Origin of the sequence: Bradyrhizobium jicamae, from assembly GCF_018130215.1 — a bacterium.
Taxonomy (GTDB): Bacteria; Pseudomonadota; Alphaproteobacteria; order Rhizobiales; family Xanthobacteraceae; genus Bradyrhizobium; species Bradyrhizobium jicamae_A.
In genome coordinates, this window is record NZ_JAFCKQ010000001.1 from 101,272 (window position 1) to 126,638 (window position 25,367).

The window sequence follows — 25,367 nt, forward strand, 5'->3', positions numbered from 1 at the left end:
AGTGCACAGGGACTTATCCCGTCACCCACGAAAATCCTCCGGCAGCGCCGCCTGATCGACGAGCCAGATGGTCTCGTTCCGCGATCGCGCGCGATTCGCCGGCAGGTTCTCGCCCGCGAAGAGCCGCGTCAAGATCGCGCGCTTGCTCTCGCCTGCGATCTCGAACAGCATTTCGCGGCAGGAGGCCAGGGTCGGCAGGGTCAGCGACACGCGGGGCACGAAGGGTTCGACATTGGCCTTGGGCACTCCGACCACCCAGCGCCTAGTCTCCTCGACCGCGGGGTAACCCGGAAACAGCGAGGCGGTGTGGCCGTCGGGGCCGACGCCCATCAGCACGAGGTCGAACAGTGGCCGCGCAGGATCGAGTCGTTCGGCGCCGTAAAAGGCCATCAACTCATTCTCGTAGAGGGCCGCGCTGACGTCGGGGTCCCTGAGATCGGCAGTATCGGTGGCGATCGGATGGACATTGGCGGCCGGCGCGCAGCGGTCGAGGAAGGCCTGACGCGCCATGCTCATGTTGTGCAGCGCGTCCTTGCGCGGCACCAGGCGTTCGTCGCCGATGAACCAGTCCACGCGGTCCCACGGGATCCGGGGGCGGTATTCCGGCGTCGCCAGCAGCTGGTAGAGCGCCTTCGGGCTCGATCCGCCGGTGAGGCAGACCGCGACCCGGCCGTCATTCTCCGAGATACTTGCGATCATCCGCTCGGCTGCGGCTTTCGCCATCGCCGCCGGGTCGGCGACGGTGATGATCCTGCGCTCGTGGCCGCCTGTCATTGTCAGCCGAGCTTCCGCCAGCTGCGCCCGTCACGTGTCAGCAGCGCGTTGGCAGCCTCGGGGCCCTCGCTGCTGCCGGCCTTGTACGATTGCAGGTCGCGGCCACCGGCGTTCTTCCAGGCATCAAGGAATGGCTGCACCGCCTGCCACCCGGCCTCGACGCTGTCGGCGCGCTGGAACAGGATGTTGTCACCGATCATGCAGTCGTAGATCAGGGTCTCGTAGCCCGTCGACGGCTCGGCCTTGAAATAATCCTTGTAGCGGAACTTCATCTCGACGCCGTCGATATTGATGGTCGGGCCGGGCACCTTGGTGTTGAACTGCAGCTCGATGCCTTCGGTCGGCTCGGTTGAGATGACCAGGTAGTTCTGCGACAGGCGGTCGACCGGCGTATTGCGGAACATCGCGAACGGCGCCTGCTTGAACTTGATCGCGATCTCCGTTCGCTTGATCGTGAGGGCCTTGCCGGTGCGCAAGTAGAAGGGCACGCCGGCCCAGCGCCAGTTGTCGATGGTCAGCTTCAGCGCGGCATAGGTCTCGGTCGTGCTGTCGGGTTTGACGTCGGGCGTCTTCAGATAATCCTCGATCTCGGTGTCGCCGATCCGGCCGGCGCGATACTGGCCGCGCACCGAATTGTACAGCGCGTCCTGTTCGCTCTGGACCTGGATCGCCTGTAGCACCTCAGCCTTTTCCGAGCGGACGGCCTGCGCGTCGAAGCGGGCCGGCGGCTCCATTGTCACCAGCGACAACAGCTGGAACAGATGGTTCGGCACCATGTCGCGCAATGCGCCGGTGGCATCGTAGAAGCTGCCACGATGGCCGACGCCGAGCTTCTCGTCGACAGTGATCTGGATGTGGTCGATATGATTGCGGTTCCAGATCGGCTCGAACATGCCGTTGGCGAAGCGCAGCACCAGGATGTTCTGGACCGTTTCCTTGCCGAGATAGTGATCGATCCGGTAGATCTGGTGCTCGTCCATCAGCTTCAGAAGGGCGGCGTTGAGCGCCCTGGCTGACGCGAGATCTGTGCCGAACGGTTTTTCGACGACCAGCCGGCGCCAGGCCCCGTTCTCCTTCAGCATGCCGGTACGTCCGAGCTCCCGGCTGATCGGCAGGAAGGCGCTCGGCGGGGTCGCGAGATAGAACAGCCGGTTGCCGCCCGTCTCGCGTGCCTTCTCGAGCTTGTCGAGCCGTTCGTTCATGGCATCGAAGGATGCCGGATCGCTTGGGTCGGCCTCGATGGCGGTGACGCACGAGAACAGCCGTTCGGCGACGGCCTCGTCGACCGGCCGGGTCGCGAACTTGTGGAGTCCCTTCTTCAGGCTTTCGGTCAGCTGATTGCTCGACATGCCCTTGCGGGCGATGCCGACCACGCAGAATTTCTCCGGCAGCAGATCGGACGCGGCGAGATTGTAGAGCGCCGGAATCACCAGCCGGTGCGTCAGATCACCGGTGGCGCCGAAAATGATGAAGGAGCAGGGATCGGGTCTCTTTCGCTCGTTTGCCATTCGCTTCAAGCCTTCTTGGGCGGCTCCTTGTGGCCGCCGAAGCCTGCGCGCATCGCGGAGAGGATCTTCTCCGCGAAGGTATGATCCTTGCGCGAGCGGAAGCGGGTGTAGAGCGCCGCCGTCAGCACCTCGGCCGGCACGGCCTCGTCGACGGCGGCGTTCACGGTCCAGCGGCCTTCGCCGGAGTCTTCGACAAAGCCGGAATAATTGTCGAGCGTATGGTTCTCGGCGAGCGCCGATGCGGTGAGGTCGAGCAGCCAGGAGGGGATCACGCTGCCGCGCCGCCACACCTCGGCGATATCAGCGATATCGAGGTCGAAGCGATGCTCCGATGGCAGCGCCTCGATGTTGGCGTTCCTGAGGATGTCGAAGCCTTCGGCATAGGCCTGCATCAGGCCGTATTCGATGCCGTTGTGGATCATCTTGACGAAATGGCCTGCGCCGACCGGACCGGCATGGATGTAGCCCTGCTCAATGCGGGGATCGCGTCGTTCGCGGCCCGGTGTGCGCGGAATGTCGCCGATCCCGGGCGCCAGCGCCTTGAAGATCGGGTCGAGCCGGTCGACCACCGCCTTGTCGCCGCCGATCATCATGCAGTAGCCGCGCTCGATGCCCCAGATGCCGCCGCTGGTGCCGACATCGACATAGTGCAGCCCGCGCTCCCTCAGCGCCTTGCCGCGGCGGACGTCGTCCTGCCAGAACGTGTTGCCGCCGTCGATGATGACGTCGCCGGGCTGCATCAGCTTGGCCAGCGCGTCAATCGTGGCTTCGGTGATCTTGCCGGCCGGCAGCATCACCCAGGCAGTGCGCGGGGTTTCCAGCTTGCGGACGAAATCCTCCAGCGATGACGAGCCCGCGGCGTTGTCCGCGGCGAGCGCTGCCACCGCCTTGGGATCCTTGTCGTAGACCACGGTGGTGTGGCCGTGGTTCATCAGGCGGCGGACGATGTTGCCGCCCATCCGCCCGAGGCCGATCATGCCGAGTTGCATGATGTACTCCTTCAGTTCAGTGCGGCCGAGATCGCAGCGTCGAGCGCCGCGAGCCCGGAGGCGAGGTCCCCCTTGAGATGCACGCGGAGCGCCCGCCGGCCGCGTTCGGTGAGCACGTCGAAATCGCCGCGCGCCTGCGCCGCCTTGATCACGCCGAAGCTCGCCTTCTGGCCGGGCACCGGCAGATCGCTGGCATCGTCGGCGGTCACCTGCAGGAAGATGCCGCTGTCCGGCCCTCCTTTGTAGGCCTGGCCGGTCGAATGCAGGAAACGCGGGCCGAACTCGGCGCAGGTCGCAAGGTGTTTGACATCGCGCAGCTTCATCCGCATCGCCTGCATGGCGTCGATAGTGTCGCCGTCGCGCTCGATATAGGCGAGCAGGGCGACATAGTCGCCGCTGCCGGAGCGCGACAGATGGGCTCTTACCCACGAGTTGAGGTCGCCATTGGCGCCGGCCCTGCGCAAATCGTTGGCGTTCTGCGCGTCGGTGTAGAGGTCGACGTCCGCCGCCGATACCACCGGCTCTTCGACAGGCAGCGCGCCGGTCTTCTCGAACGCGGCCGTGAGCTCGCGGGTCTTGATCTTGGCCGCCTCGACGTCGGGCTGGTTGAACGGGTTGATGCCGAGGATCGATCCGGCGACGGCGGTTGCGATCTCGAAGCGGAAGAATTCCTGACCGATATGGTCGATCGACTTCATGACGATACGCACCACGGGATGGCCGGCGGACTCGAGCGCGGCAAGCTTTGCCGCATGCCCGGCATCGTCCTCGCCCTCCGCGCGAAGGTCGATGAAGAAGCGGTCGTGGCCATAGACCGCGGGATCGCCAGCCGTCTCGCCGTCGATTGGGATCAGGCCCTTTCCGTCCTTGCCGGTCGATTCCGCGATCAACTGCTCGGCCCAGGCGCCGAAATCGGCGACCTTGGGCGAGCAGAAGATCGTCACCTTGTCGCGGCCTTCGAGGCCGGCGATGCCCATGGCGAGGCCGAGCTGCACGCCGGGGTTCTCATGTGGCGGCACATCAGGGCCGCAGGAGCGCACCATGGACAGCGTGTGATGGACGAGGCCGCGAATGTCGATGCCCGCCGCCGCTGCCGGCACCAGGCCGAACGGCGACAGCACGGAATAGCGGCCGCCGATCGTGGGATCGCCGTAGAAGATACGGGCAAAACCCTGCTTGATAGCGACTTTCTGCAGCGAGGAGCCGGGGTCGGTCACGGCGATGAAACGGTGGCCGGCCTTTTCCCTGCCGATCGCTTTGCTGACGCGATCGAAGAAATAGTCCTTCATCACGTTCGGCTCGGTGGTGCCGCCTGACTTGGACGAGACGATGAACAGCGTCTTCGTGATGTCGACATACTCTTCCATCGCGCGCACCTGCGCCGGGTCGGTGGAGTCGAGGACATGCAGCCGCGGGAAACCCGGCCTGTGCGGGAAGGTTTCCGCGAGCACCTCCGGCCCGAGGCTCGATCCGCCCATGCCGAGCACAACGGCGTCGGTGAAATGTTGTCCCTTCACGCGCTGCGCGAAATCCTCGTAGTCGGCGACATCGGCCGTCACTGCGCTGGTCAGCCAGCCCAGCCACTTGTTCTCGTCATCGCTGGTCCAGACCGACTTGTCCTTCTGCCAGAGCCTGCGGATCTTGGCCGAGGCGCGCCACTCTTCGGTGCTCTTCTCGACGGCATTCCCGATGGTTGGGCCGAGCGCGAGCGCCTGGCGGTCGATGCCGCCGCCGAGCGAGGTCGCGCGCTTGTGGGCGACCGCGCCGTAGAGCTTGTCGGCGGCGTCGGCGAACAGCTTGACGCCGTCCTTCACCAACTCCTCGGTGATCGCATCGAGCGAGATGCCGGATTTCTCCAATTCCTCCAGCACATGGTGGGCGTCTTCGACATTCTCCTCGAGGCTGTCGCGCAGCTTGCCGTGGTCGCGGAACGCATCGAGCGTTGCCGGCGGCACGGTGTTGACCGTGTCGGGACCGATCAGCTCCTCGACATAGAGCACGTCGCTGTAGTCCTTGTTCTTGGTTCCGGTCGAGGCCCATAGCAGCCGCTGCGGCCTGGCGCCCTTGGCCTTGAGCTTGTCCCAGCGCCCGCCCGCAAACAGGCGCTTGTAGTCCTGGTAGGCAAGCTTCGCATTGGCGATCGCGACCTTGCCCTTCAGTGCGGCGAGCCGCTCCTTCTCGGACGGATCGTTCGCTCGCGCGATCTTCTCGTCGAGCTGCTTGTCGACCAATGTGTCGATGCGGCTGACGAAGAAGCTCGCGACGCTAGCGATATGGGACGGATCGCCGCCCTTGCCGACGTATTTTTCGAGTCCCTTGAGATAGGCCTCCGCCACCTGGCGATAGACCTTCTGCGAGAACAGCAGCGTGATGTTGATGCTGATACCTTCGCCGATCAGAAATTCGATCGCGGGCAGGCCTTCCGGTGTCGCCGGCACCTTGACCATCAAATTCTTGCGATGGACGTGCTTCCAGAGCCGCTCGGCCTCGGCGATCGTGCCCTTGGTGTCCATGGCGAGATAGGGCGAGACCTCGAGGCTGACGAAGCCGTCGCCGGCATGGGTCCGGTCGTAGACCGGGCGGAGCACGTCGGCGGCGTTCTGGATGTCCTCGATCGCGATGTGCTCGAACAGGTCGGCGACAGAGCGGTCGCCCTGTTTCAGCGCGTGGCCGATCGCGCCGTCATATTCGTCCGAGCTGCCGATCGCCTTCTCGAAGATCGAGGGGTTGGAGGTCACGCCTTTGACGCCGTCGGTCTCGATCAGCCGCTCCAGGTCGCCCTGGGTGACGAAGCCGCGGGCCAGGAAGTCCAGCCAGACTGCCTGGCCGTGGTTTTCGAGTGCTTTGACGGGATTCATGGGGCCTGTTCTCGTTCGATCGAGGGTCGGTTTTTGGGTTCCCGGGCAGCTTTCTGGGGCGAGGGGGGATTGTCAACACGGAGGCGGGCGCCCGGATAGAATATCAGCCGTCCCAAGGGATAACGCCGTTCACATCAGTTCGATCCCTCGGACGGCGATGCCAGGATGAGCCCGATCCCGGCACATTTTTATGACGCATCGCGCCGCCCGTTCACGGCCGCAGATAGAGGTAACCCTGCGATTGCAGCTCGGCCAGGCGGACCACGCCGCCCCGGTCGGCGCTGACGAAGCCGGGGAGCAGGTCAGCCAGGGTGATGTTCTGCGATTTCATGGTGTTGCCGCAGGCGGCGAGCTCTATGCCGTCCCTGGTGAATTGGCCGACATGGTGCGACAGATCGGGACTGGCGCCGGCCGAGTGAAACGCCTTCAGCGCCGGGCCGTGGACGACCAGGGCGATCGTCACATTGTCGGGCCCGCCGACGCCATTGAGATGGTTCTGGATGTTGCCGATCACGAAGCTGACCTTGTCGAGGTCGCTGAGATGGTAGACCACCCTGAGCCTGTTCGGCGGCGCCTCGGTCGTCGCGTTGGTGCGCGAGGCGGCGAACACGGCGCCAATCGTCGAGAGCGCGCCCCACAGCATGTTGCGTCGATGCATCGCATCCTCCCACGATTGTCGATGGTCGCGGAAGCCTATCACTTGTGACCGAGTGCGGCGAGTTCCTTCTGGTCGGTCACAAGTTCGGCACATTCGCTGATGTCGGCGCGATCGACGCGGAAGATCTTGTCGTCGGCACCTGCGGACAGGGCTTCGCGCTGGTCCTCGTCGGGCTTGCTTCGATCCCGGACCATGATGTGACCGGGGCGTGCGATCGCGGATTTATCATCCTTCGACAGAGCGATGGTGAGGCCGACGCCTTCACAGTCGACGTCGCACTCGAAGTGCACGTCGCGACCGTTCTCGGTCGCGATCGCGTGGTCGCAATAGCCGATTGTGTCGAAATCGCCGGCACGATCGCGGTACCGGACGCCGATGCGGTACGAGTAGTTGATGGTCTTGTCGTCAGGCGCGTATTCGGTCCGGACCAGCAGCTTCATCGCGCTGACCTTCTGCTTTGGGTGCTGCGCGAGATGCTCAGCATCGTAGCGCCGCACGAAGCAGGCATGGGCGCTCGCAAGCGCCGGACCGCCGAACATCCTGCTGTCGAAGGCGGCCGCCTTTGCCTTGCTGACGGCCTCTTGCGCCAGGGCGGAAACGATCAAGCCGGCATACGCCGCAGCTACGAGGGCAACAACAACGATTATCCGCTTCATGACCGGCGCCTTGGGAATAAGCGATGCCTGCCTCACATCCTCAATAGTGCGCGGCGATGATGCCGTGCCGAATTGTGCAGGTTCGTAGCCTTAGTCGCGGCGGCAGGAAGGCACGTTCAAGCGTCTGAACGAATGTTTATCGCGTCTGAACGAATGTTTATGCGCCATGTGATGCGCGCATACTTGACGCCGCGGGCGGGCAGGCACACCTTTTCGGGGAGGCCAACGTTCATCGCCGGGCAGGCAGCGTCGCCAGCCCGAATATCCGCCTCGGCGGCCTGGGACCCCGGTAAACCCCGGATGTGGCGAGAGGGCTACAACCGCCAAAAACAGGCCACCAAACGGGGATATTGATGAACTATTAAGCTTCCTGCTTGTTGATAAGGCAGAGGCTGCACGCGCCGTGCATTGCCGAAGTGAGTCGGTCGAGTGTCCAATGGACGTAGCGTGCCGACGCTGATTCGATCCTTGGACGCTCTGGTTACGACTCGTGTCAGTCGTGCGGCGATACATATCGTGGAGAGAGGGATCATGTACAACGATTCTTTGTTCAACGCCTTCGCAAGGTCGTTCGAAGCGCGAAGCCAGACCGACATGTCGATGGCCGAGTATCTGGAGTCGTGTCGAAGTGATCCGATGCGATATGCCAATGCGGCCGAGCGGTTATTAGCGGCGATCGGTGAGCCTCACATGATTGACACGGCCAAGGACCCTCGCCTTGGCCGTATCTTTTTGAATCGCACGATTCGTTCCTATCCCGCCTTCGCCGGCTTCCACGGCATGGAGGATACGATCGAGCGTATCGTCGGATTCTTCCGCCACGCCGCGCAGGGGCTCGAGGAGCGCAAGCAGATCCTCTATCTGCTCGGACCGGTCGGCGGCGGCAAATCGTCGCTCGCCGAGCGCATCAAGGCGCTGATGGAAATTCATCCGATCTATGTGCTGAAGGCCGGCGACGAGCTCTCGCCGGTGTTCGAGAGCCCGCTTGGCCTGTTCGATCCTGAGCAGCTCGGACCGATGATCGAGGAAAAGTACGGCATTCCGCGCCGCCGGCTGAGCGGCCTGATGTCGCCCTGGGCCTACAAGCGGCTGGAAGCCTTCGGCGGTGACATCTCGCAATTCCGTGTTGCGCGCATCCAGCCCTCTCGGTTGCGCCAGATCGCGGTGGCGAAGACCGAGCCCGGTGACGAGAACAACCAGGACATCTCGTCGCTGGTCGGCAAGGTCGACATCCGCAAGCTCGAGACCTACGCCCAGAACGATCCCGACGCCTACAGCTATTCCGGCGGCCTCAATCGCGCCAACCAGGGCGTGCTGGAGTTCGTCGAGATGTTCAAGGCGCCGATCAAGATGCTGCATCCGCTGCTCACGGCGACGCAGGAAGGCAACTACATCGGCACCGAGAATATCGGCGCGATCCCCTTCACCGGCGTTATCCTCGCGCACTCCAACGAAGCCGAGTGGCAGAGCTTCAAGACCAACAAGAACAACGAGGCGTTCATCGACCGCATCTGCGTCATCAAGGTGCCCTATGTCCTGCGGGTCGCCGAGGAGCAGAAGATCTACGAGAAGCTGATCCAGAGCTCCGAGCTTGCCGCCGCGCCTTGCGCGCCGGCGACGCTGGAGACGATGGCGCGCTTCTCGGTGATGTCGCGGTTGCGCAAGCACGAGAACTCGACGCTGTTCGCCAAGATGCGGGTCTATGACGGTGAGAGCCTGAAGGAGTCGGATCCGAAGGCTCGTAGCGTGCAGGAATACAAGGACGCCGCCGGCGTCGACGAAGGCATGGATGGCGTCTCGACCCGCTTTGCCTTCAAGGTGCTGGCCTCGACCTTCAACCACGACACGACGGAGGTCGGCGCCGACGCGGTGCACCTGATGTATGTGCTGGAGCAGGCGATCCGCCGCGAGCAGCTGCCCGATGAGACCGAGAAGCGCTATCTCGAATTCATCAAGGCCGATCTCGCGCCGCGCTATGCCGAGTTCATCGGCAACGAGATCCAGAAGGCCTATCTGGAATCCTACGCCGATTACGGCCAGAACCTGTTCGATCGCTACGTCGACTACGCCGACGCGTGGATCGAGGACCAGGACTTCAAGGACCCCGACACGGGTCAGTTGCTCAATCGCGAATTGCTGAACCAGGAACTGACCAAGATCGAGAAGCCGGCGGGGATTGCCAACCCGAAGGATTTCCGCAACGAGGTGGTCAAGTTCTCGCTGCGGTCGCGGGCGCACAATGGCGGCAAGAATCCGAGCTGGACCTCCTACGAAAAGGTCCGCGACGTGATCGAGAAGCGGATCTTCTCGCAGGTCGAGGATCTGCTCCCGGTCATCTCCTTCGGTTCCAAGAAGGACGGCGAGACCGAGAAGAAGCACGGCGAGTTCGTCGCGCGGATGGTCGAGCGCGGCTATACCGAGCGCCAGGTCCGCCGCCTGGTCGAGTGGTACATGAGGGTGAAGCAGGCCGGTTAGCATGATCCTGAGGTGGAAGCCGGTCTTCCACGCCAACGCGAGACATGAGAGAGTGGTGCGACCGTTTCTGATCGCATCACGAGCTGAGGCAGATGCAACGTGGTCATGCACATCGTCGATCGGCGCCTGAATCCGGGTAGCAAGAGCCTGGAGAACCGCCAACGCTTCCTGCGGCGCGCCAAGGCGCTGGTTCAGGGAGCGGTGAAGAAGTCGTCGCAGGACCGGGACATCAAGGATGTCCTGGAGGGCGGCGAGGTCACCATCCCGTTGGACGGCATGGATGAGCCGCGCTTCCGCCGTGAGGGCGGAACCCGCGACATGGTGCTGCCCGGCAACAAGAAATTCGTCGAGGGTGACTGGCTGCCGCGCCCGAACCAGAGCGGCGGCAAGGGGTCGAGCGCCGGCGAGGGCGACAGCGAGGATGCCTTCCGCTTCGTGCTCAGCCGCGACGAATTCGTCGACCTGTTCCTCGACGATCTCGAATTGCCCGATCTGGCCAAGCGCAAGCTGGCCGAGACCGAGAGCGAGGGGATCCAGCGCGCAGGCTACTCCACGTCAGGCTCGCCAGCGAACATCTCGATCAGTCGCACCGTGAGCCGGGCGCTGGCGCGGCGCGTGGCGCTGCGCCGTCCGCGCAAGGACGAAATCGAGGCGCTCGAGGCGGAGCTTGCGGAGTGCGACGACGCGACGCGTCGTCAGGAATTGCTGGCGCTGCTCGAGGCGCTGAAGGCCAAGGTCAAGCGGATCCCGTTCATCGATCCGATCGACATCCGCTACCGCCGGTTCGAGACGGTACCGAAGCCGGTGGCGCAGGCCGTGATGTTCTGCCTGATGGACGTGTCGGGCTCGATGTCCGAGCACATGAAGGATCTCGCCAAGCGGTTCTACATGCTGCTCTACGTGTTCCTGAAGCGGCGCTACAAGCACGTCGAGATCGTGTTCATCCGCCACACCGATCGTGCCGAGGAAGTCGACGAGGATACGTTCTTCCACGGGCCGGCCTCCGGCGGTACGCTGGTGTCGAGCGCGCTGGTTGCGATGAACGAGATCGTCCGCACCCGCTTCCGCCCGGCCGACTGGAACATCTATGCCGCGCAGGCCTCCGACGGCGACAACATGACGTCCGACAGCGCGCTGACCGGCCAGCTCCTGACCGACAAGATCCTGCCGGTCTGCCAGTTCTTCGCCTATCTCGAGGTCGGCGAGGCTGCCAACTACACCTTCGACATGCCGGACTCCTCGCTCTGGACGCTGTACGAGCGCCTGCGCAACGAGGGTGCGCCGCTATCGATGCGCAAGGTCAGCGAGCGCGGCGAGATCTTCCCGGTGTTCCAGGACCTGTTCAAGCGCCGCAGCAAGCAAGAAAGGGTTGCGTGATGGTTTCATCCGGCGGACGGCTGTTCGAGGGCGCCGACTGGGACTTCCACACACTGCAACGGATCCACGATGCGTGCCAGGAGATCGCGCACTCCGAGCTCGGGCTCGACGTCTATCCGAACCAGATCGAGGTGATCACCGCCGAGCAGATGCTGGATGCCTATTCCTCGGTTGGCATGCCGCTGTTCTACAAGCACTGGTCGTTCGGCAAGCAGTTCGCCTTCCAGGAGGCCTCCTACCGTAAGGGCCTGATGGGCCTCGCGTATGAGATCGTCATCAACTCCTCGCCCTGCATCTCCTATCTGATGGAGGAGAACACCGCGACGATGCAGACGCTGGTGATCGCGCACGCCGCGTTCGGGCACAATCATTTCTTCAAGAACAACTATCTGTTCAAGCAGTGGACCGATGCCGACGGCATCCTCGACTATCTCGAATTCGCCAAGGGCTACATTGCAGCCTGCGAGGACCGGCACGGGCGGGAGACGGTGGAGCGGACCCTTGATGCTGCGCACGCGCTGATGTCGCATGGCATTGACCGTTATCCCGGCAAGAAGACGCTCGACCTTCGCGCCGAGGAGAAGCGCGCCGGCGAGCGCCGCCAGCATGAGGAAAGCGTCTTCAACGACCTGTGGCGGACGGTCCCGAACACCAAGGCCAAGAGTAAGTCGGCAATGACCGCCGAGCGCCGCCGCGCGCTGCTCGGTTTGCCGCAGGAGAACATCCTCTACTTCCTGGAGAAGACCGCGCCGCGGCTGCATCCCTGGCAGCGTGAGATCATCCGCATCGTGCGCCACATCGCGCAGTATTTCTATCCGCAGAGCCAGACCAAGGTGATGAACGAGGGCACCGCGACCTACGTGCACTACCGCATCATGAACCGCCTGCACAAACAGGACCGCATCTCGGACGGCAACTTCCTTGAATTCCTGCAATCCCACACCAATGTGGTGTTCCAGCCCGACTTCGACGACCGTCGCTGGTCCGGCTTCAACCCTTACGCGCTCGGCTTTGCGATGATGCAGGACATCGAGCGCATCGTGACCAGTCCGGAGGACGAGGACCGCGAATGGTTCCCTGATATCGCCGGCAAGGGCGACGTCGAAGGCGTGCTGCGCGAGATCTGGAGCAATTATCGCGACGAGAGCTTCATCGGCCAGTTCCTGAGCCCGGCGCTGATCCGGCGGTTCCGTATGTTCCATCTGCACGATGACCCGGCCGAGAGCGCGGGCATCAAGGTCGACGCGATCCACGACGAGCGTGGCTACCGCCGGGTCCGTCGCGAATTGTCGCGGCAATACGACGTCGGCTTCGTCGACGCCAATATCGAGGTCATCGACGTCGATCTCGCCGGCGATCGCCGCTTGATGCTGCGCCACACCACGGTGAAGGATGCGCAGCTCAACGAGACCGACGCGCGGCGCGTGCTGCAGCACCTCGCCGACCTCTGGACCTATGACGTGGTGCTGACCGAGGTCGACGCGTCAGACAAGGTGCTGAAGGAATATGCCGTCAGCCCGCGCGCGGCTGCGGTGGCGGCGTAGCAGCACTGCATCTTCGGCAGGCCTGCTCTCGCGGCCGCCCTGCGGAACGGCCGTCTTGCCTAGCGAACCTTCGTGACCAGTGAAGGTTCACATCGTGAACATCCAGGCAACTTTCGGGGCTCAAACAGCGGGCGTTGCTGCGCGCGCAAGCGCGATTGCCGGCACACGGAAATTGATCGGCGATGTCGTGATGATGTCCCAGCGATTGCCTGCGCGGGCGCGATTGATAATGTGCGCCGCGTCAAGAAAACCAAGAAAAAGGAAACGGCTCTTGTCACCTCGCACAAGCCTCGTCGGCGTTGTCGCCCTCATCGCGCTCGCCGCCCCGTCGATCGCACCGTCCTTCGCAAACGACACCGCTATCAAACTAGGAAACACCGCGCCCTACAGCGGCCCGGCCTCGGCCTACGGCACGATCGGACGCGCCGAGGCGGCCTATTTCCAGATGCTGAACGATCAGGGCGGCATCAACGGCCGCAAGATCGAATTTGAAACCCTCGACGATGCTTATTCGCCGTCGAAGACCGTCGAGCAGACGCGCAAGCTGGTCGAGCAGGACGAGGTGCTCGCGCTCTTCAGTTCGGTCGGCACCGCGCCCAACATCGCCGTGCAGAAGTATCTCAACATCAAGCACGTGCCGCAGCTGTTCGTGTCGTCAGGCGCGACGCGCTGGAACGATCCGAAGCAGTTCCCCTGGACGGTCGGCTTCAACCCGACCTACGAGCTCGAGGGCAGGCTGTACGCAAGATATGTCCTGACGACCAAGCCGGACGCCAAGATCGCCGTCATCACGCCGAACGAGGATGCCGGCAAGGATTATCTGAAGGGCTTCAAGGATGGCCTCGGCGAGCATGTCGGCCAGATCGTTGCGGAGACGACTTATCTCACGAGCGACCCGACCATCGATTCCCAGATGGTGACGATGCGCGAGTCCGGCGCCGACGTGTTCTTCGCCGAGGCGACGCCGAAATTCGCAGCCCAGGCGCTGCGCAAGGCCGCCAGCATGGGCTGGAAGCCGCTGACCATCCTGCCGTCGGTCTCCAACTCGGTGTCGGCCGTGCTTGAACCGGCGGGTCTGGAGAATGTGGTCGGCGTCGTGACCGGGCTCTACCTGAAAGATCCGACCGATCCGCGCTGGGCCGATGATCCCGGCCAGAAGGAGTTTGCGGCCTGGATGAAGAGGTACCAGCCGAACGCCAGCGCCGGCGATCTGTTCAACGTGCAGGGCTACACCGTCGCGCAGGTGATGACCGCGGTGCTGAAGAATTGCAACGGCGACTACAGCCGCGACAACATCATCAAGCAGGCTGCCAACCTGAAGGCGCTGGAGCTGCCGATGCTGCTGCCGGGCATCAAGGTCCAGACCGAGCCGGACAATGTGACGCCGATCCGGCAGATCCAGATGGCGCGGTTCGACGGCAAGTCCTGGGCACTGTTCGGCGACGTGCTCAGCGACAAGTAGTCAAACAAGCGCAAACCGGGCCTTCCGGCAGAGCGGAAGGCCCGGTGCGATAGTCGTGGCTCAGCGCAGGCTGGCGTTGATCTTGTCGAGCACTCCAGAGCCGGGGCACAGCGCCACTTCGTCGAGTGTGTTGAGCGGCGTCTCGACGGTGTCGAGATGGGTGTGCAGGTCCTCGGCATCCGGATCGACATAGAGCAGGCCGGTGACGATCTGGCCCTTGGCCGCATGCTTCTGCAGGAAGGTCATGGCGCCCAGGCGGTCATGCGGATCGTAGTCGGCATCGAGCTTGCGCAACGCGAGCTTGGTGCCGTCATGCTGTTCGACCACCTGCACCGTGCCCGGCGCGTAGTCGACGTTGATCGGCTCGCGGCCGACCACCACGTCGAGGCGGTTCACCGCGTCATTGTGCTCGCGGACATAATCGAAGCTCTTGGTTGATCCGGCGTGATTGTTGAAGGCGATGCAGGGGCTGATCACGTCGATGAAGGACGCGCCCTTGTGGCGGATCGCGGCGGCGATCAGCGGTACCAGCTGCGTCTTGTCCCCGGAGAAGCTGCGCGCCACGAAGGTCGCGCCAAGCTGCAGTGCGATCGCGACGAGGTCGATCGCGTTGTCGGTGTTGGTGACGCCCTTCTTCGACTTCGAGCCGCGATCGGCGGTCGCCGAGAACTGCCCCTTGGTCAGGCCGTACACGCCGTTGTTCTCGACGATGTAGGTCATGTTGACGGCCCGCCGGATCGAATGTGCGAATTGGCCGAAGCCGATCGAGGCGGAATCGCCGTCACCAGACACTCCAAGATAGATCAGGTCGCGATTGGCGAGGTTGGCGCCGGTCAGGACCGACGGCATGCGGCCGTGCACCGAGTTGAAGCCGTGCGAATTGCCGAGGAAGTAGTCCGGCGTCTTCGACGAGCAACCGATGCCGGAGATCTTGGCTACCCGGTGCGGCTCTATCGAGAGCTCGTAGCAGGCCTCGATGATCGAGGCGGTGATCGAGTCGTGGCCGCAGCCGGCGCACAGCGTCGAGATCTTGCCCTCGTAATCGCGATGGGTGTAGCCGAGTTCGTTCTTCTTCAGGCCGGGATGATGGAATTTCGGCTTTGCAATGTAGGTCATGACACGGCCTTGCGGAGAGGGGTGACCTTGAGATGGTCCTGATGGTCGCCGATCGCGTTCGCGATGAAGCGGGCGGTGATCGGCGTACCGTCATAGTGCAGGATCGGCACCAGCCGGACCGGATCGATCCCGTTTTCGTTGACGATCAGCTGGCGGAGCTGCGCATCACGGTTCTGCTCGACGACGTAGACGAAGTCGTGATCGGCGATGAAACTCGCGACGCTGGAGTGGAACGGAAAGGCCCGGATCCGCAGGCGGTCGAGCTGATGGCCGCGTGCCTCCAAGAGGCCGATTGCCTCGTCCATCGCCGGCGACGTGGAGCCGAAATAGATTACGCCGTATTTGGTTGGCTTCGCCGCATTGGCCTGCAACGGCCGCGGCACCAAGTCCTGCGCGGTCTCGAACTTGCGCACCAGGCGCTGCATGTTGTCGGCATAGACGGCGCCTTCCTCCGAATACCGCGCGTAGCGGTCGCGCGACGTGCCGCGGGTGAAGTAGGAGCCCTTGGTCGGGTGAGCGCCGGGATAGGTGCGGTAGGGGATGCCGTCGCCGTCGACGTCGAGATAGCGGCCGAAGTCGCGGCCTTCGTCGAGCATCTCTGCGGTCATCACCTTTCCGCGGTCATATTGCCGTGCGTCGTCCCACTTCAGCGGGCGGCACAGCCGGTGGTTCATGCCGATGTCCAGATCGAGCATCAGGAAGATCGTGGTCTGCAGCCGCTCGGCAAGATCGAAGGCGGCCGCGGCGAATTCGAAAGCCTCGGCCGGATCTTCCGGGAACAACAGCACATGCTTGGTGTCGCCGTGCGAGGCATAGGCGCAGGCGATGACGTCGCATTGCTGGGTTCGGGTCGGCATGCCGGTCGAGGGGCCGGCGCGCTGGATGTTCATGATCACGGCAGGGATTTCGGCGAAATAGGACAGGCCGATGAACTCGGTCATCAGCGAGATGCCCGGACCTGACGTCGCGGTGAAGGCGCGCGCGCCGTTCCAGGATGCACCGATCACGATGCCGATCGAGGCTAACTCGTCCTCGCCCTGCACGATGGCATATTTCGCCTTTCCGTTTTCGGGATCGTGGCGATACCTCTTGCAATGGCTGGTGAAGGCTTCCGCCACCGACGATGATGGCGTGATCGGATACCAGGCGCAAACGGTGGCGCCGCCATAGACGGCGCCGAGCGCCGCCGCGCTGTTGCCTTCGAGGAAGATGCGGTCGCCGACCTTGTCGGACTTCCTGACGCGCAGCCCGATCGGGCATTTCAGGTTCTGCAGCGCCCAGTCGCGGCCGAGATGCAGCGCATGGACGTTGGAGGACAGGAGCTTCTCCTTGCCCTTGTATTGCTCGCCGATCAGCAGTTCGACCACCTTGGGGTCGAGGTCCAGCAGCGCGCACAGTGCGCCGAGATAAATGATGTTCTTGAACAGCTGGCGCTGCCGCGGATCTGAATAGGTCGAGTTGGTGATCGCGGTCAGCGGCACGCCGATGACCGTGATGTCCTCGCGGAATTTCGACGTCGGCATCGGCTTGGTCGAATCGTAGAACAGATAGCCGCCGGGCTCGATCGAGGCGACGTCCTTGTCCCAGGTCTGCGGGTTCATCGCGACCATCATGTCGACGCCGCCGCGGGCGCCGAGATGGCCTTGCTCGGTGACGCGCACCTCGTACCAGGTCGGCAGGCCCTGGATGTTGGAGGGGAAGATATTGCGTGGCGAGACCGGAACGCCGTGGCGCAGGATCGAACGCGCGAACAGTTCGTTGGCGGACGCCGAGCCCGAACCGTTGACGTTGGCGAAGCGGACGACGAAGTCGTTTACGCTGCTGAGCGGGCTTTGGACTGACATGTTGAACCTGCGTGAGCCATATCGATGAGGTATTTCTGCATGTCCCAGGCGCCGGTCGGGCAGCGCTCGGCACACAGCCCGCAATGCAGGCAGACGTCTTCGTCCTTCACCATGACGCGGCCGGTCTTCAGGTCGCCGGAGACATAGAGTGCCTGGTCGTGGTGCGGCGAGGGTGCTTTCAGGCGCTGCCGCACGTCATCCTCTTCGCCGTTCTGGGTGAAGGTGATGCAGTCCATCGGACAGATGTCGACGCAGGCGTCGCATTCGATGCAGAGCGGGGCGGAAAATATCGTCTGCACGTCGCAGTTCAGGCAGCGCTGCGCCTCGCCGAGCGCGAGCTTGAGGTCGTAGCCGAGTTCGACCTCGGTACGGATGTCCTTCAGCGCGATCACCTTGTCGCGATGCGGCACCTTGAAGCGCTTGTCGGCGGAGATGTCGTTGTCGTAGCTCCACTCGTGGATGCCCATCTTCTGCGAGGAGACGTGCACCTCGGGCAGTGGACGCTCGGTGATGTCCTCGCCGGACAACATGCGGTGGATCGAGAGCGCGGCGTCATGGCCGTGCGCCACCGCCCAGATGATGTTCTTCGGCCCGAACGCCGCGTCGCCGCCGAAGAACACCTTCGGGTTGGTCGACACGAACGTGCCGGGATCGACCTTCGGCATGTGCCATTTGTCGAATTCGATGCCGCAATCGGCTTCGATCCAGGGGAACGCGTTCTCCTGGCCGACCGCGACCAGCACATCGTCGCAGGGAATGGTCTGATCGGCTTCGCCCGAGGGCACCAGATTGCGGCGGCCTTTCGCGTCGTATTCGGCCTTGACGTGCTGGAAGGTGACGCCAATGAGCTTGCCGCTGACATGCTTGAACGCCACCGGCACCATGTAGTTGAGGATCGGAATATCCTCGTGGAGCGCGTCCTCCTTCTCCCATGGCGAGGCCTTCATCTCCTCGAAGCCGGAGCGGACGATCACCTTGACGCTCTCGCCACCAAGGCGGCGGGCGGTGCGGCAGCAATCCATCGCGGTGTTGCCGCCGCCAAGCACGATGACGCGTTTGCCGATTTTGTCGACATGGCCGAACGACACGTTGGCCAGCCACTCGATGCCGATATGGATGTTGGCGGCGGCTTCCTTGCGGCCGGGAATGTCGAGTTCGCGGCCGCGCGGCGCGCCGCTTCCGATGAAGATCGCGTCATAGTTCTCGCCGAGCAGCTGCTTCAGGCTGTCGACGCGCTGGCCGCCCTTGAACTCGACGCCGAGGTTCAGGATGTAGTCGGTCTCCTCGTCGATCACGCTGTCTGGCAGCCGGAATTTCGGGATCTGGCTGCGCATCATGCCGCCGGCCTTCGGATCGCCGTCGAACACGGTGCAGTGATAGCCGAGCGGGGCGAGATCGCGCGCCACGGCAAGCGACGCCGGGCCGCCGCCGACCAGCGCGATGCGCTTGCCGTTCTTCGGGCCGGGCTTCGGCAGCCGATGCTTGATATCGTCCTTGAAGTCGGCGGCGACGCGCTTGAGGCGGCAGATCGCGACCGGATTGTCCTCGACGCGACCGCGGCGGCACGCCGGCTCGCAGGGACGGTCGCAGGTGCGTCCCAGGATGCCCGGGAACACGTTCGACTTCCAATTGATCATGTAGGCGTCGCTGTAACGCCCCTCAGCGATCAACCGGATGTACTCGGGAACGGGGGTGTGTGCGGGACAAGCCCATTGGCAATCGACTACTTTGTGAAAGTAGTCCGGCGCCGAGATATCAGTCGGTTTCATTCCTACCTTTGACCCGCGCGAAAAATGCCTGACCTTGCGCGGCCTTATCGTTGATGACGAACGCTCACGCGACGTTGTTGTGGTTTTTAAATTGGATCATAGGCTTATCTTATTAGAGCCGTTCCAGTGAAGGCAAAGGCAAATTTGCGCGATCATCCGCTTTCGCGTGTCTGATGTGCGTCTAGCGTTAATCTCGCTGGTTTCCCATGTGGCAGTGCAGCATGCGTGCGCTGCCACATCGTCGCATCAGCGGCGCGGAAGATCGCTCTTCGCCAGATCCCAGAGCAGGCGATAGATGCCGCTCGTGACGATCAGTGGCTTGAATGCGGCGTTGCCGGCGAAGCGCGCCGCCGCGGCGGGAACGGCACCGACATCTGTGGCGTCGATCAGCACGAACCAGTCGCCGGCGCCGGGATCAGCCTTCGCGGCGTCCGAGGTGAGCGGCTTCGACAGCGCCGGATCGTTCTCCAGGAGATGCATCGAGATGACGCCGTCGAGCTTCGACGGATCGAACTGCTCGCGCGTCGCGTCGCGCAACTTGTCAGCGCCGCCGCCGGGCGGACGCAGGCGGATGATGCCGAGCACAGCACCACGTCCGGTGCCGCGGCTGAGCGTGATGCGCGCAACGCCGCGGATCATGTTCTCGAAACGTGCGATGTTGGCCTTCGACCATTCGGTCTGGCTGGCGAGAGCTTTGCGATAGGCCGGGCTGTCGAGCACGTCGAAGGTCTCGGTCGAGTACAGGCTCAGATATTTCGGCTTCCCTTCATGGGCGACGTAGCGGCGCGCTTCCAGGAAGCCGTCGATGGCGACTCGCTCCTCGATATGTTCGCGGTCGTACCAGCGATTGAGTTCAGCTTCGTGTAAGGGATCGACATCCATCGATGTCAGCAGCATGCCTTGTGCGGCGATCGGCATCGTTTGCTCCTGCGTGCCTGTTTTGATTGCCGAATATCGCTGAAGCGGTCGGGCAACGGAAGCCGGTTCCGCGGCTCTGGTCCGGTAACGACCAAGGATTGCCACAATTACTGCAATTCTGTTCAGCACGGGTTCACGCGGGCAGGATTTCGATAGACCGCCAACAGCTAAAGAGGCCGGAAGCCGGCCACATGAGGTCTACCATGGCGCGAATAGTGTGGGCTTTGATCGTCGGTCTCCTGTCGCTGGCGTCGCTACCGGCACAGGCGCAGGACCAGGAGAAACGCCTCGCGCTCGTCATCGGCAACGGGGCCTATCAGGCCGGCGCGCTGCAGACGGCCGCTAATGATGCGGGGCTGATCGCGCAGACCTTGCAGGCGGCCGGCTTCGACGTGATCGGCGCGCGCGACCTCGACGGCGAGACGCTGCGAAAATCCTTCCGCGATTTCATCCAGAAGGTGCAGGACGCCGGCCCCAACACGGTTGCCTTCATCTATCTCGCTGGCTACGGCGTGCAGCTCACCGGCGAGAACTACTTCGTGCCCGTCGACGCCAAAATCGCGCGCGACACCGATGTGCCGGTCGAGGCGATCAGGATATCCGACTACACGCACCAGCTCTCCGCGCTGCAGATAAAGGCCGGTGTGATCGTGCTCGATGCGGCACGCAGCAATTCCTTCGCCAAGGACAGCCAGCCGCTGGCCGGCGGCCTCGCCCTTGTCGATCCGGATCCGAAGATGCTGATCGCCTTCAACTCTGCGCCCGGCACCGTCGCCCCCGATGGCGCGCCGCCCTACGGCCCCTACGCCCAGGCGCTGGCGGAAATGATCCGCACCGGCGGCCTCAGCCTTCCCGATGTGTTCGACCGGGTCCGGCTGCGGGTCAACGAGATGACCAAGGGTGCGCAAATCCCATGGGACGCGCAGAAGATCGATGCGCCCTTCGTGTTCTTCGAGCGCAAGCCGGATGCACCGCCGGTCCAGGCCGATGCCGCATTGCGCAGCAAGCCGATCCGCGACTACTCGGCGCAGGATGCCTATGCCGCTGCGCTGGAGCGCGACACCATGCAGGGCTACGAGGATTACCTGCAGGTCTATCCGAGCGATCCGCTTGCCAAGCGCGTGCGCGCGATCATCGCGGCGCGGCGCGAGGCGATCACATGGCGGCGCTCCTACAATGCCGACACACCGGACGCCTACTGGTCCTATCTCCGCCGCTATCCGCGCGGCCCGCATGCCTATGATGCGCGGCGCCGGCTGGCCTATCTGTCGTCTGCGCTGGAGCCGCCCCCGCAGTTCGCGGCGATCGATTATGACGTGCCGCCGCCGCCGCCGGACGAGGTCGTCTATGTCGATCGCCCGGTGCTGTACTACGGCGACCCGGTGTTCGCCTTTGCGCCGCCGCCCCCGCCGCCGGTGTTCTTCCTGCCGCCGCCGCCCCCGGATTTCGTGGTGCTGGCGCCGCCGCCGCCGCCGATCGGCCTGTTCGTGCTGCCGAGCCCGCTGTTCGTCGCGATGCCGGCCTTCGTTGCCGCGCCGGCCTATGTCGTGCCGCCGCCGAACAACATCGTGTTCAACAACATCCACAACACCACCATCATCAACACGGTCATCAACAACCCCAGTCCGACCCCGGCGCAGCTCGCCGCAGCCGGAGCGAGGCCGGCGCTCCCCGGTGGACCGGTCTCCGTGGCGCCGTCACTGCCACCGGCCGCGTTGCAGCGCGCGAACCTGACTCAGCCCGCGGGTCCGCAGGCCGCGCGGCCCACTGCCGCTCCCATTGCACCGGCACACACCCTGCCGGGTGCCACCAACGGGCCGCCGCTGCCGCAGACCGCGACGGCTCCCGCCGCGCGCCCCGCCGTGGGCGCAACGCCGACAGCGCCTGCAACCGGGCCTGCTGCCGGCCGGCCCGCGACCGCGCTGGCGCCTGCCAACACCCGTCCGCAGACATTGACGGCGAAACCGCCGACGGCCGGCGCCACGACGACCGCGCCTGCGACCGCAGGCAGGCCGCCGGTGACGCCACAGCAGACGCATGCCGCGACGGCACCGACCGCGAATGTGAAGCCGCCAGCGGCGCCTGCGCGGCCAGCGCCGGCAGTGCGATCAGCACCCGCGCGTGCCGCCGTGAGCCCGCCGCCGGCTGCGCGCCCGGCGCCACCGCCGCGTCCTGCCGCCCCGCCGCCGCCCCGTGCGGCAGCCGTCGCGCCGCATCCGGCTCCGGCTCCCCGTGCCGCTCCGCCGCCACCCCCGCGGCCGCAGGTGGTACAGGCTCCCCGACCGGCGGCCCCGCCACCAAGGCCCGCTCCAGCGCGTGCGCCGCCGCCGTGCCCACCGAACAAGTGCAAGCACTGAGGGTGGGGCGCCATGAGCCGCCGCTCAGCATCCATGAGATCAATCCGATCTCAGGGGTTGCGCTCGCTATCGACGCTCGTGATCAGTGCGATCACGGGGCTGGCGTTCAGCCACCAGCCCGCGCGAGCGGCCGAGCTCTCCGCGCAGGACATCGCGCTGCTTGATCGGCTGACCTGGGGCGTCAACGCCTCCAGCCCCGCGCATCTGCGTGACATCGGCACCGAGCGCTGGCTGCAGGAGCATTGCATCCGGCGAACTCGACGCTGCCGGACGCGGCCCGCAGGCAGATCGAGGCGATGCCGGACGTGCATCGCTTCCCGTTCGACATCGCGGCGTCATTCGACCAGCAGGCGAAGTCCGCCAACCAGGTGGCCGACCCGGAGCAGAAGAAGGGTGCGCAGCAGGTCTATCAGCAGGCCATGAACGACCGCGGGCGCTTTCCGCGAATCCAACTGTCACCGTGCTTGCGGAGATAGCCCCTCACCCCAGCCCTCCCCGTAAGAACGGGGCGAGGGGCGCAGTCCCGTCGCGACCGCAACTCGATCAAATCTCAACCGTTCCTCGACGCCAGATCCGCGATCGCCCTCATCACCGCGTTGCGGATGCCGGGGTCGTAGAGGATGTGGCCGGCATCGTCGATGATGCGGACCTCGCTGCCTGGCCAGCGTGCGGCGAGCGCGTGAGAGGTGGCGGGCGGGCAGAGCAGGTCATAGCGGCCCTGCACCATGATGCCGGGAATGCCGGCGAGCAGGCCTGCGTCGTCCAGGATCTGGCTCGGTCGCATGAAGGAGTCGTTGGCGAAGTAGTGCGCTTCCATGAACGGCGTCGAGGGCAGGGTGCGCGAGGATCTGATCGACACCAGATCGAGCCGCGTTTGTTTTGGCGTGTGTTCCGAAAGCGTACGTTCGGTGTCGTGCCAGGCGCGCGCGGCGATGGCATGCACGGCATCGTCGGGATCGAGGATGCGGCGATAATAGGCCGATAGCGGCGAGGCCCGTTCGTCGTCCGGCAGCACGCTCAGAAAATCTTCGTACAGGCCGGGATAGAAGCGCGGCAGCGTGCGCAGGAAGGCGCTTTCCAGCTCCTCGCGCGTACCGAGAAAGGTCGCGCGCAGCGCAAGGCCACTGACGCGCTCGGGATGCGCCTGCGCATACGCCAGCGCCAATGTCGCGCCCCAGGAGCCGCCGACCACCATCCAGCGCGCAAAGCCGAACCGCTCGCGGATCTTCTCCATGTCGGCAATCAGATGCGCCGTCGTGTTGTTGTCGCGACTTCCCTTGGGACGGCTGCGGCCGCAGCCGCGCTGGTCGAACAGCACCGCGTGGAATCTTTCGGGATCGAACAACCGGCGATGATCGGGCTGGCAGCCGCTGCCGGGACCGCCATGCAGGTAGACCGCGGGAATGCCGCCGGCGCGGCCGATGCTTTCGACATAGAGATCATGACCGTCGCCGACATCGAACTGTTCCGAGGTCAGCGGTGCGAACGGGTCGGAACGCTTGGCCGCCTTGCCGGCGTCGGCGTCAGGCGCCATTGCGTTCGTCCTGGCGTTCGTCCGGCTCCAGCGTGCCGCCGGCGAAATTGCGGTAGAGGAAGCGATTCTCGGCGCCTTCGGCTTCGCGCTCCGCCTGCTTGAAGATCTCCTCATGACGCGGCGACAGTGCGCAGGCGGGGTCGGTGTTGCCGGCGTCGCCGGTCAGCGCAAACGCCTGGCAGCGGCAGCCGCCGTAATCGATCTCGCGGAATTCGCAGGACTTGCACGGCTCCGGCATCCAGCCCGTGCCGCGATAGCGGTTGAAGGCCTCCGAATTCTGCCAGATCCAGGCAATCGAATGGTTCGAGCGCACGGACTCGAATTCGAGCCCGGTGATGCTTTCGGCCGCATGGCACGGCAGCACCTTGCCAGCCGGCGAGATGTTGAAGAACTGGCGGCCCCAGCCGCCCATGCACTTCTTCGGGCGCAGGGCGTAGTAATCCGGCACCACATAATCGATCGCGAGCGTGCCCTTCAAGCGTGCTTGTGCCTCCTCGACGATCCGGCTGGTCTCCTCGATCTGCTCGATGGTCGGCATCAGGGCGGCACGGTTCTTCAGCGCCCAGCCGTAATACTGCACATTGGCGACCTCGAGCCGGTCGGCGTCGAGATCGACCGCCATCTGGATGATGTCGGAGAGCTGATGCAGGTTCTGCCGGTGCATCACCGCATTCACGGTGAGCGGCAGCTCCAGCTCGCGCGTCCATTTCGCGACTTCCAGCTTCTTCCTGTGCGCGTCTTTCAGGCCCGCGACGCGGTCGGCGACAACAGGCTCGTTGCCCTGGAAGCTGATCTGCACATGGCTGAGGCCGGCATCCGCCAGCGCTGCGAGTCTTTCCCTGGTCAGCAGCACCGCCGAGGTGATCAGGTTGGAGTAGAGACCGACATCGGTCGCGTGCTGAACCAGCTCGACCAGGTCCTTGCGTGCGGTCGGCTCGCCGCCGGAGAAATGGATCTGCAGCACGCCGAGCTCGGCGAGCTCGCCCAGCACCTTCTTCCATTCGTCGGTCGTGAGCTCGGTGCTGCCGCGGTCAAGCTCGACCGGGTTGGAGCAATAGGGGCATTGCAGCGGGCAGCGATGCGTGACCTCGGCGAGCACTGCGAGCGGGATGCCGTAGGTTTCGGCCGCCGAGCGGCGGCTCTCCAGCACGGTGAGCCCGTCGCTCGGGCCCGCGGTCGCGGTCGTCTTGTTGTCGGCGAGCGTGTCACTCATGGCGTGTTCTCGCGCGCTTCGGTGAGAAAGCCCTTGTCGGCGAGGTCCTGCAACATCGCGATGACGTCGGTCAGGATCGCTTCGCGCGGGGCGGCGTATTTGGCGGCGAGCAGATCCGCCATGTCGGCGACGTTGCGTACGCCGTCGCAGAGCTGCAGCACCTCGACCGCAATCTCGTCGGGCGCCAGCACACGCTCCGGCGCCAGGATCACCCAGACCTGCCGCGTCTCGTCGAACTTCAGCCTGGCATGGCGCGGCAGCTTCGGCCGGCTGGTCTCGCTGACGCTGATGTTGCGGCTGGTCATGATCGAATCC

General features: G+C 64.4%; 19 protein-coding genes. 6 read left to right on the plus strand and 13 right to left on the minus strand.

All coding sequences use genetic code 11. The features are described 5' to 3' along the window. Positions 1-21 precede the first annotated feature (21 nt). From pgl to JQ586_RS00455, 6 genes are all read right to left on the minus strand, one after another. The gene (gene pgl, locus JQ586_RS00430; protein ID WP_212392501.1) at positions 22-774 is read right to left on the minus strand and encodes a 6-phosphogluconolactonase; all 753 of its coding nucleotides are present in this window, start codon (positions 772-774) and stop codon (positions 22-24) included. A gap of 2 nt (positions 775-776) precedes the next feature. Then, positions 777-2,282 carry a glucose-6-phosphate dehydrogenase gene (gene zwf / locus JQ586_RS00435; protein WP_212392502.1) on the minus strand — a complete coding sequence of 502 codons (1,506 nt, stop codon included), beginning with the start codon at positions 2,280-2,282 and terminating at the stop codon, positions 777-779. A 5-nt stretch (positions 2,283-2,287) separates the two neighbouring features. Further along, a complete protein-coding gene (gene gnd / locus JQ586_RS00440) occupies positions 2,288-3,271 on the minus strand; it encodes a phosphogluconate dehydrogenase (NAD(+)-dependent, decarboxylating) (RefSeq protein WP_212392503.1) in 984 nt (327 codons plus the stop codon). 11 nt (positions 3,272-3,282) lie between these two features. Continuing rightward, a complete protein-coding gene (locus JQ586_RS00445; RefSeq protein ID WP_212392504.1) occupies positions 3,283-6,129 on the minus strand; it encodes a bifunctional transaldolase/phosoglucose isomerase in 2,847 nt (948 codons plus the stop codon). 211 nt (positions 6,130-6,340) lie between these two features. Then, positions 6,341-6,787, minus strand: coding sequence for a DsrE family protein (locus JQ586_RS00450; protein WP_212392505.1), 447 nt, complete (start codon positions 6,785-6,787; stop codon positions 6,341-6,343). A gap of 38 nt (positions 6,788-6,825) precedes the next feature. Beyond that, a complete protein-coding gene (locus tag JQ586_RS00455; RefSeq protein WP_212392506.1) occupies positions 6,826-7,443 on the minus strand; it encodes a hypothetical protein in 618 nt (205 codons plus the stop codon). 531 nt (positions 7,444-7,974) lie between these two features. On the opposite strand from JQ586_RS00455, the gene JQ586_RS00460 reads away from it, so the two are divergent. The 4 genes from JQ586_RS00460 to JQ586_RS00475 all read left to right on the plus strand — a co-directional run bounded on the left by JQ586_RS00460 (position 7,975) and on the right by JQ586_RS00475 (position 14,301). Further along, positions 7,975-9,918 carry a PrkA family serine protein kinase gene (locus JQ586_RS00460; protein ID WP_212392507.1) on the plus strand — a complete coding sequence of 648 codons (1,944 nt, stop codon included), beginning with the start codon at positions 7,975-7,977 and terminating at the stop codon, positions 9,916-9,918. A gap of 105 nt (positions 9,919-10,023) precedes the next feature. Further along, positions 10,024-11,295, plus strand: coding sequence for a YeaH/YhbH family protein (locus tag JQ586_RS00465; protein WP_212392980.1), 1,272 nt, complete (start codon positions 10,024-10,026; stop codon positions 11,293-11,295). Next, positions 11,295-12,839 carry a SpoVR family protein gene (locus JQ586_RS00470; RefSeq protein WP_212392981.1) on the plus strand — a complete coding sequence of 515 codons (1,545 nt, stop codon included), beginning with the start codon at positions 11,295-11,297 and terminating at the stop codon, positions 12,837-12,839. Before JQ586_RS00465 ends, JQ586_RS00470 begins: the two co-directional genes overlap by 1 nt. Positions 12,840-13,110: 271 nt before the next feature. Next, the gene (locus tag JQ586_RS00475) at positions 13,111-14,301 is read left to right on the plus strand and encodes an ABC transporter substrate-binding protein (protein WP_212392508.1); all 1,191 of its coding nucleotides are present in this window, start codon (positions 13,111-13,113) and stop codon (positions 14,299-14,301) included. A gap of 60 nt (positions 14,302-14,361) precedes the next feature. Here the strand turns inward: JQ586_RS00475 and JQ586_RS00480 are convergent, their stop codons facing one another. From JQ586_RS00480 to JQ586_RS00495, 4 genes are all read right to left on the minus strand, one after another. Further along, positions 14,362-15,417, minus strand: a complete 1,056-nt coding sequence (locus tag JQ586_RS00480) for a 2-oxoacid:ferredoxin oxidoreductase subunit beta (protein WP_212392509.1) — start codon at positions 15,415-15,417, stop codon at positions 14,362-14,364. Next, positions 15,414-17,261, minus strand: a complete 1,848-nt coding sequence (locus JQ586_RS00485) for a 2-oxoacid:acceptor oxidoreductase subunit alpha (RefSeq protein ID WP_212392510.1) — start codon at positions 17,259-17,261, stop codon at positions 15,414-15,416. The genes JQ586_RS00480 and JQ586_RS00485 overlap by 4 nt, the downstream gene beginning before the upstream one ends. Continuing rightward, a complete protein-coding gene (locus tag JQ586_RS00490) occupies positions 17,231-19,030 on the minus strand; it encodes an FAD-dependent oxidoreductase (protein WP_212392511.1) in 1,800 nt (599 codons plus the stop codon). The genes JQ586_RS00485 and JQ586_RS00490 overlap by 31 nt, the downstream gene beginning before the upstream one ends. 246 nt (positions 19,031-19,276) lie before the next feature. Beyond that, the gene (locus JQ586_RS00495; protein ID WP_212392512.1) at positions 19,277-19,948 is read right to left on the minus strand and encodes a DUF4286 family protein; all 672 of its coding nucleotides are present in this window, start codon (positions 19,946-19,948) and stop codon (positions 19,277-19,279) included. 203 nt (positions 19,949-20,151) lie between these two features. Here JQ586_RS00495 and JQ586_RS00500 point away from each other — a divergent pair, with 203 nt between their 5' ends. Further along, complete coding sequence (locus JQ586_RS00500) at positions 20,152-22,305, plus strand: caspase domain-containing protein (RefSeq protein ID WP_249147170.1); 2,154 nt, start codon at positions 20,152-20,154, stop codon at positions 22,303-22,305. Between the two features lie 242 nt (positions 22,306-22,547). Next, positions 22,548-22,781 carry a hypothetical protein gene (locus JQ586_RS00505; RefSeq protein ID WP_212392514.1) on the plus strand — a complete coding sequence of 78 codons (234 nt, stop codon included), beginning with the start codon at positions 22,548-22,550 and terminating at the stop codon, positions 22,779-22,781. A 74-nt stretch (positions 22,782-22,855) separates the two neighbouring features. On the opposite strand, the gene pip is transcribed toward JQ586_RS00505, so the two are convergent. The 3 genes from pip to pqqD are packed head-to-tail and all read right to left on the minus strand — an operon-like array spanning position 22,856 to position 25,357. Beyond that, positions 22,856-23,839: a prolyl aminopeptidase gene (pip, locus tag JQ586_RS00510; RefSeq protein ID WP_212392515.1), complete on the minus strand. Its 984-nt coding sequence runs from the start codon at positions 23,837-23,839 to the stop codon at positions 22,856-22,858. Continuing rightward, positions 23,829-25,052, minus strand: coding sequence for a pyrroloquinoline quinone biosynthesis protein PqqE (gene pqqE, locus JQ586_RS00515; RefSeq protein WP_212392516.1), 1,224 nt, complete (start codon positions 25,050-25,052; stop codon positions 23,829-23,831). The genes pip and pqqE overlap by 11 nt, the downstream gene beginning before the upstream one ends. Continuing rightward, positions 25,049-25,357: a pyrroloquinoline quinone biosynthesis peptide chaperone PqqD gene (gene pqqD / locus JQ586_RS00520; protein WP_212392517.1), complete on the minus strand. Its 309-nt coding sequence runs from the start codon at positions 25,355-25,357 to the stop codon at positions 25,049-25,051. The genes pqqE and pqqD overlap by 4 nt, the downstream gene beginning before the upstream one ends. Positions 25,358-25,367: the final 10 nt, after the last annotated feature.

Coding starts and splice junctions, on each gene's coding strand:
- JQ586_RS00485 (WP_212392510.1), bottom strand. CDS start 17,261: ATGTCAGTCCAAAGCCCGCTCAGCAGCGTAAACGACTTCGTCGTCCGC.
- pqqE (WP_212392516.1), bottom strand. CDS start 25,052: ATGAGTGACACGCTCGCCGACAACAAGACGACCGCGACCGCGGGCCCG.
- JQ586_RS00460 (WP_212392507.1), top strand. CDS start 7,975: ATGTACAACGATTCTTTGTTCAACGCCTTCGCAAGGTCGTTCGAAGCG.
- pgl (WP_212392501.1), bottom strand. CDS start 774: ATGACAGGCGGCCACGAGCGCAGGATCATCACCGTCGCCGACCCGGCG.
- JQ586_RS00455 (WP_212392506.1), bottom strand. CDS start 7,443: ATGAAGCGGATAATCGTTGTTGTTGCCCTCGTAGCTGCGGCGTATGCC.
- zwf (WP_212392502.1), bottom strand. CDS start 2,282: ATGGCAAACGAGCGAAAGAGACCCGATCCCTGCTCCTTCATCATTTTC.
- JQ586_RS00445 (WP_212392504.1), bottom strand. CDS start 6,129: ATGAATCCCGTCAAAGCACTCGAAAACCACGGCCAGGCAGTCTGGCTG.
- JQ586_RS00450 (WP_212392505.1), bottom strand. CDS start 6,787: ATGCATCGACGCAACATGCTGTGGGGCGCGCTCTCGACGATTGGCGCC.
- JQ586_RS00495 (WP_212392512.1), bottom strand. CDS start 19,948: ATGCCGATCGCCGCACAAGGCATGCTGCTGACATCGATGGATGTCGAT.
- JQ586_RS00490 (WP_212392511.1), bottom strand. CDS start 19,030: ATGAAACCGACTGATATCTCGGCGCCGGACTACTTTCACAAAGTAGTC.
- JQ586_RS00480 (WP_212392509.1), bottom strand. CDS start 15,417: ATGACCTACATTGCAAAGCCGAAATTCCATCATCCCGGCCTGAAGAAG.
- JQ586_RS00470 (WP_212392981.1), top strand. CDS start 11,295: ATGGTTTCATCCGGCGGACGGCTGTTCGAGGGCGCCGACTGGGACTTC.
- JQ586_RS00500 (WP_249147170.1), top strand. CDS start 20,152: ATGGCGCGAATAGTGTGGGCTTTGATCGTCGGTCTCCTGTCGCTGGCG.
- pqqD (WP_212392517.1), bottom strand. CDS start 25,357: ATGACCAGCCGCAACATCAGCGTCAGCGAGACCAGCCGGCCGAAGCTG.
- pip (WP_212392515.1), bottom strand. CDS start 23,839: ATGGCGCCTGACGCCGACGCCGGCAAGGCGGCCAAGCGTTCCGACCCG.
- gnd (WP_212392503.1), bottom strand. CDS start 3,271: ATGCAACTCGGCATGATCGGCCTCGGGCGGATGGGCGGCAACATCGTC.
- JQ586_RS00465 (WP_212392980.1), top strand. CDS start 10,024: ATGCACATCGTCGATCGGCGCCTGAATCCGGGTAGCAAGAGCCTGGAG.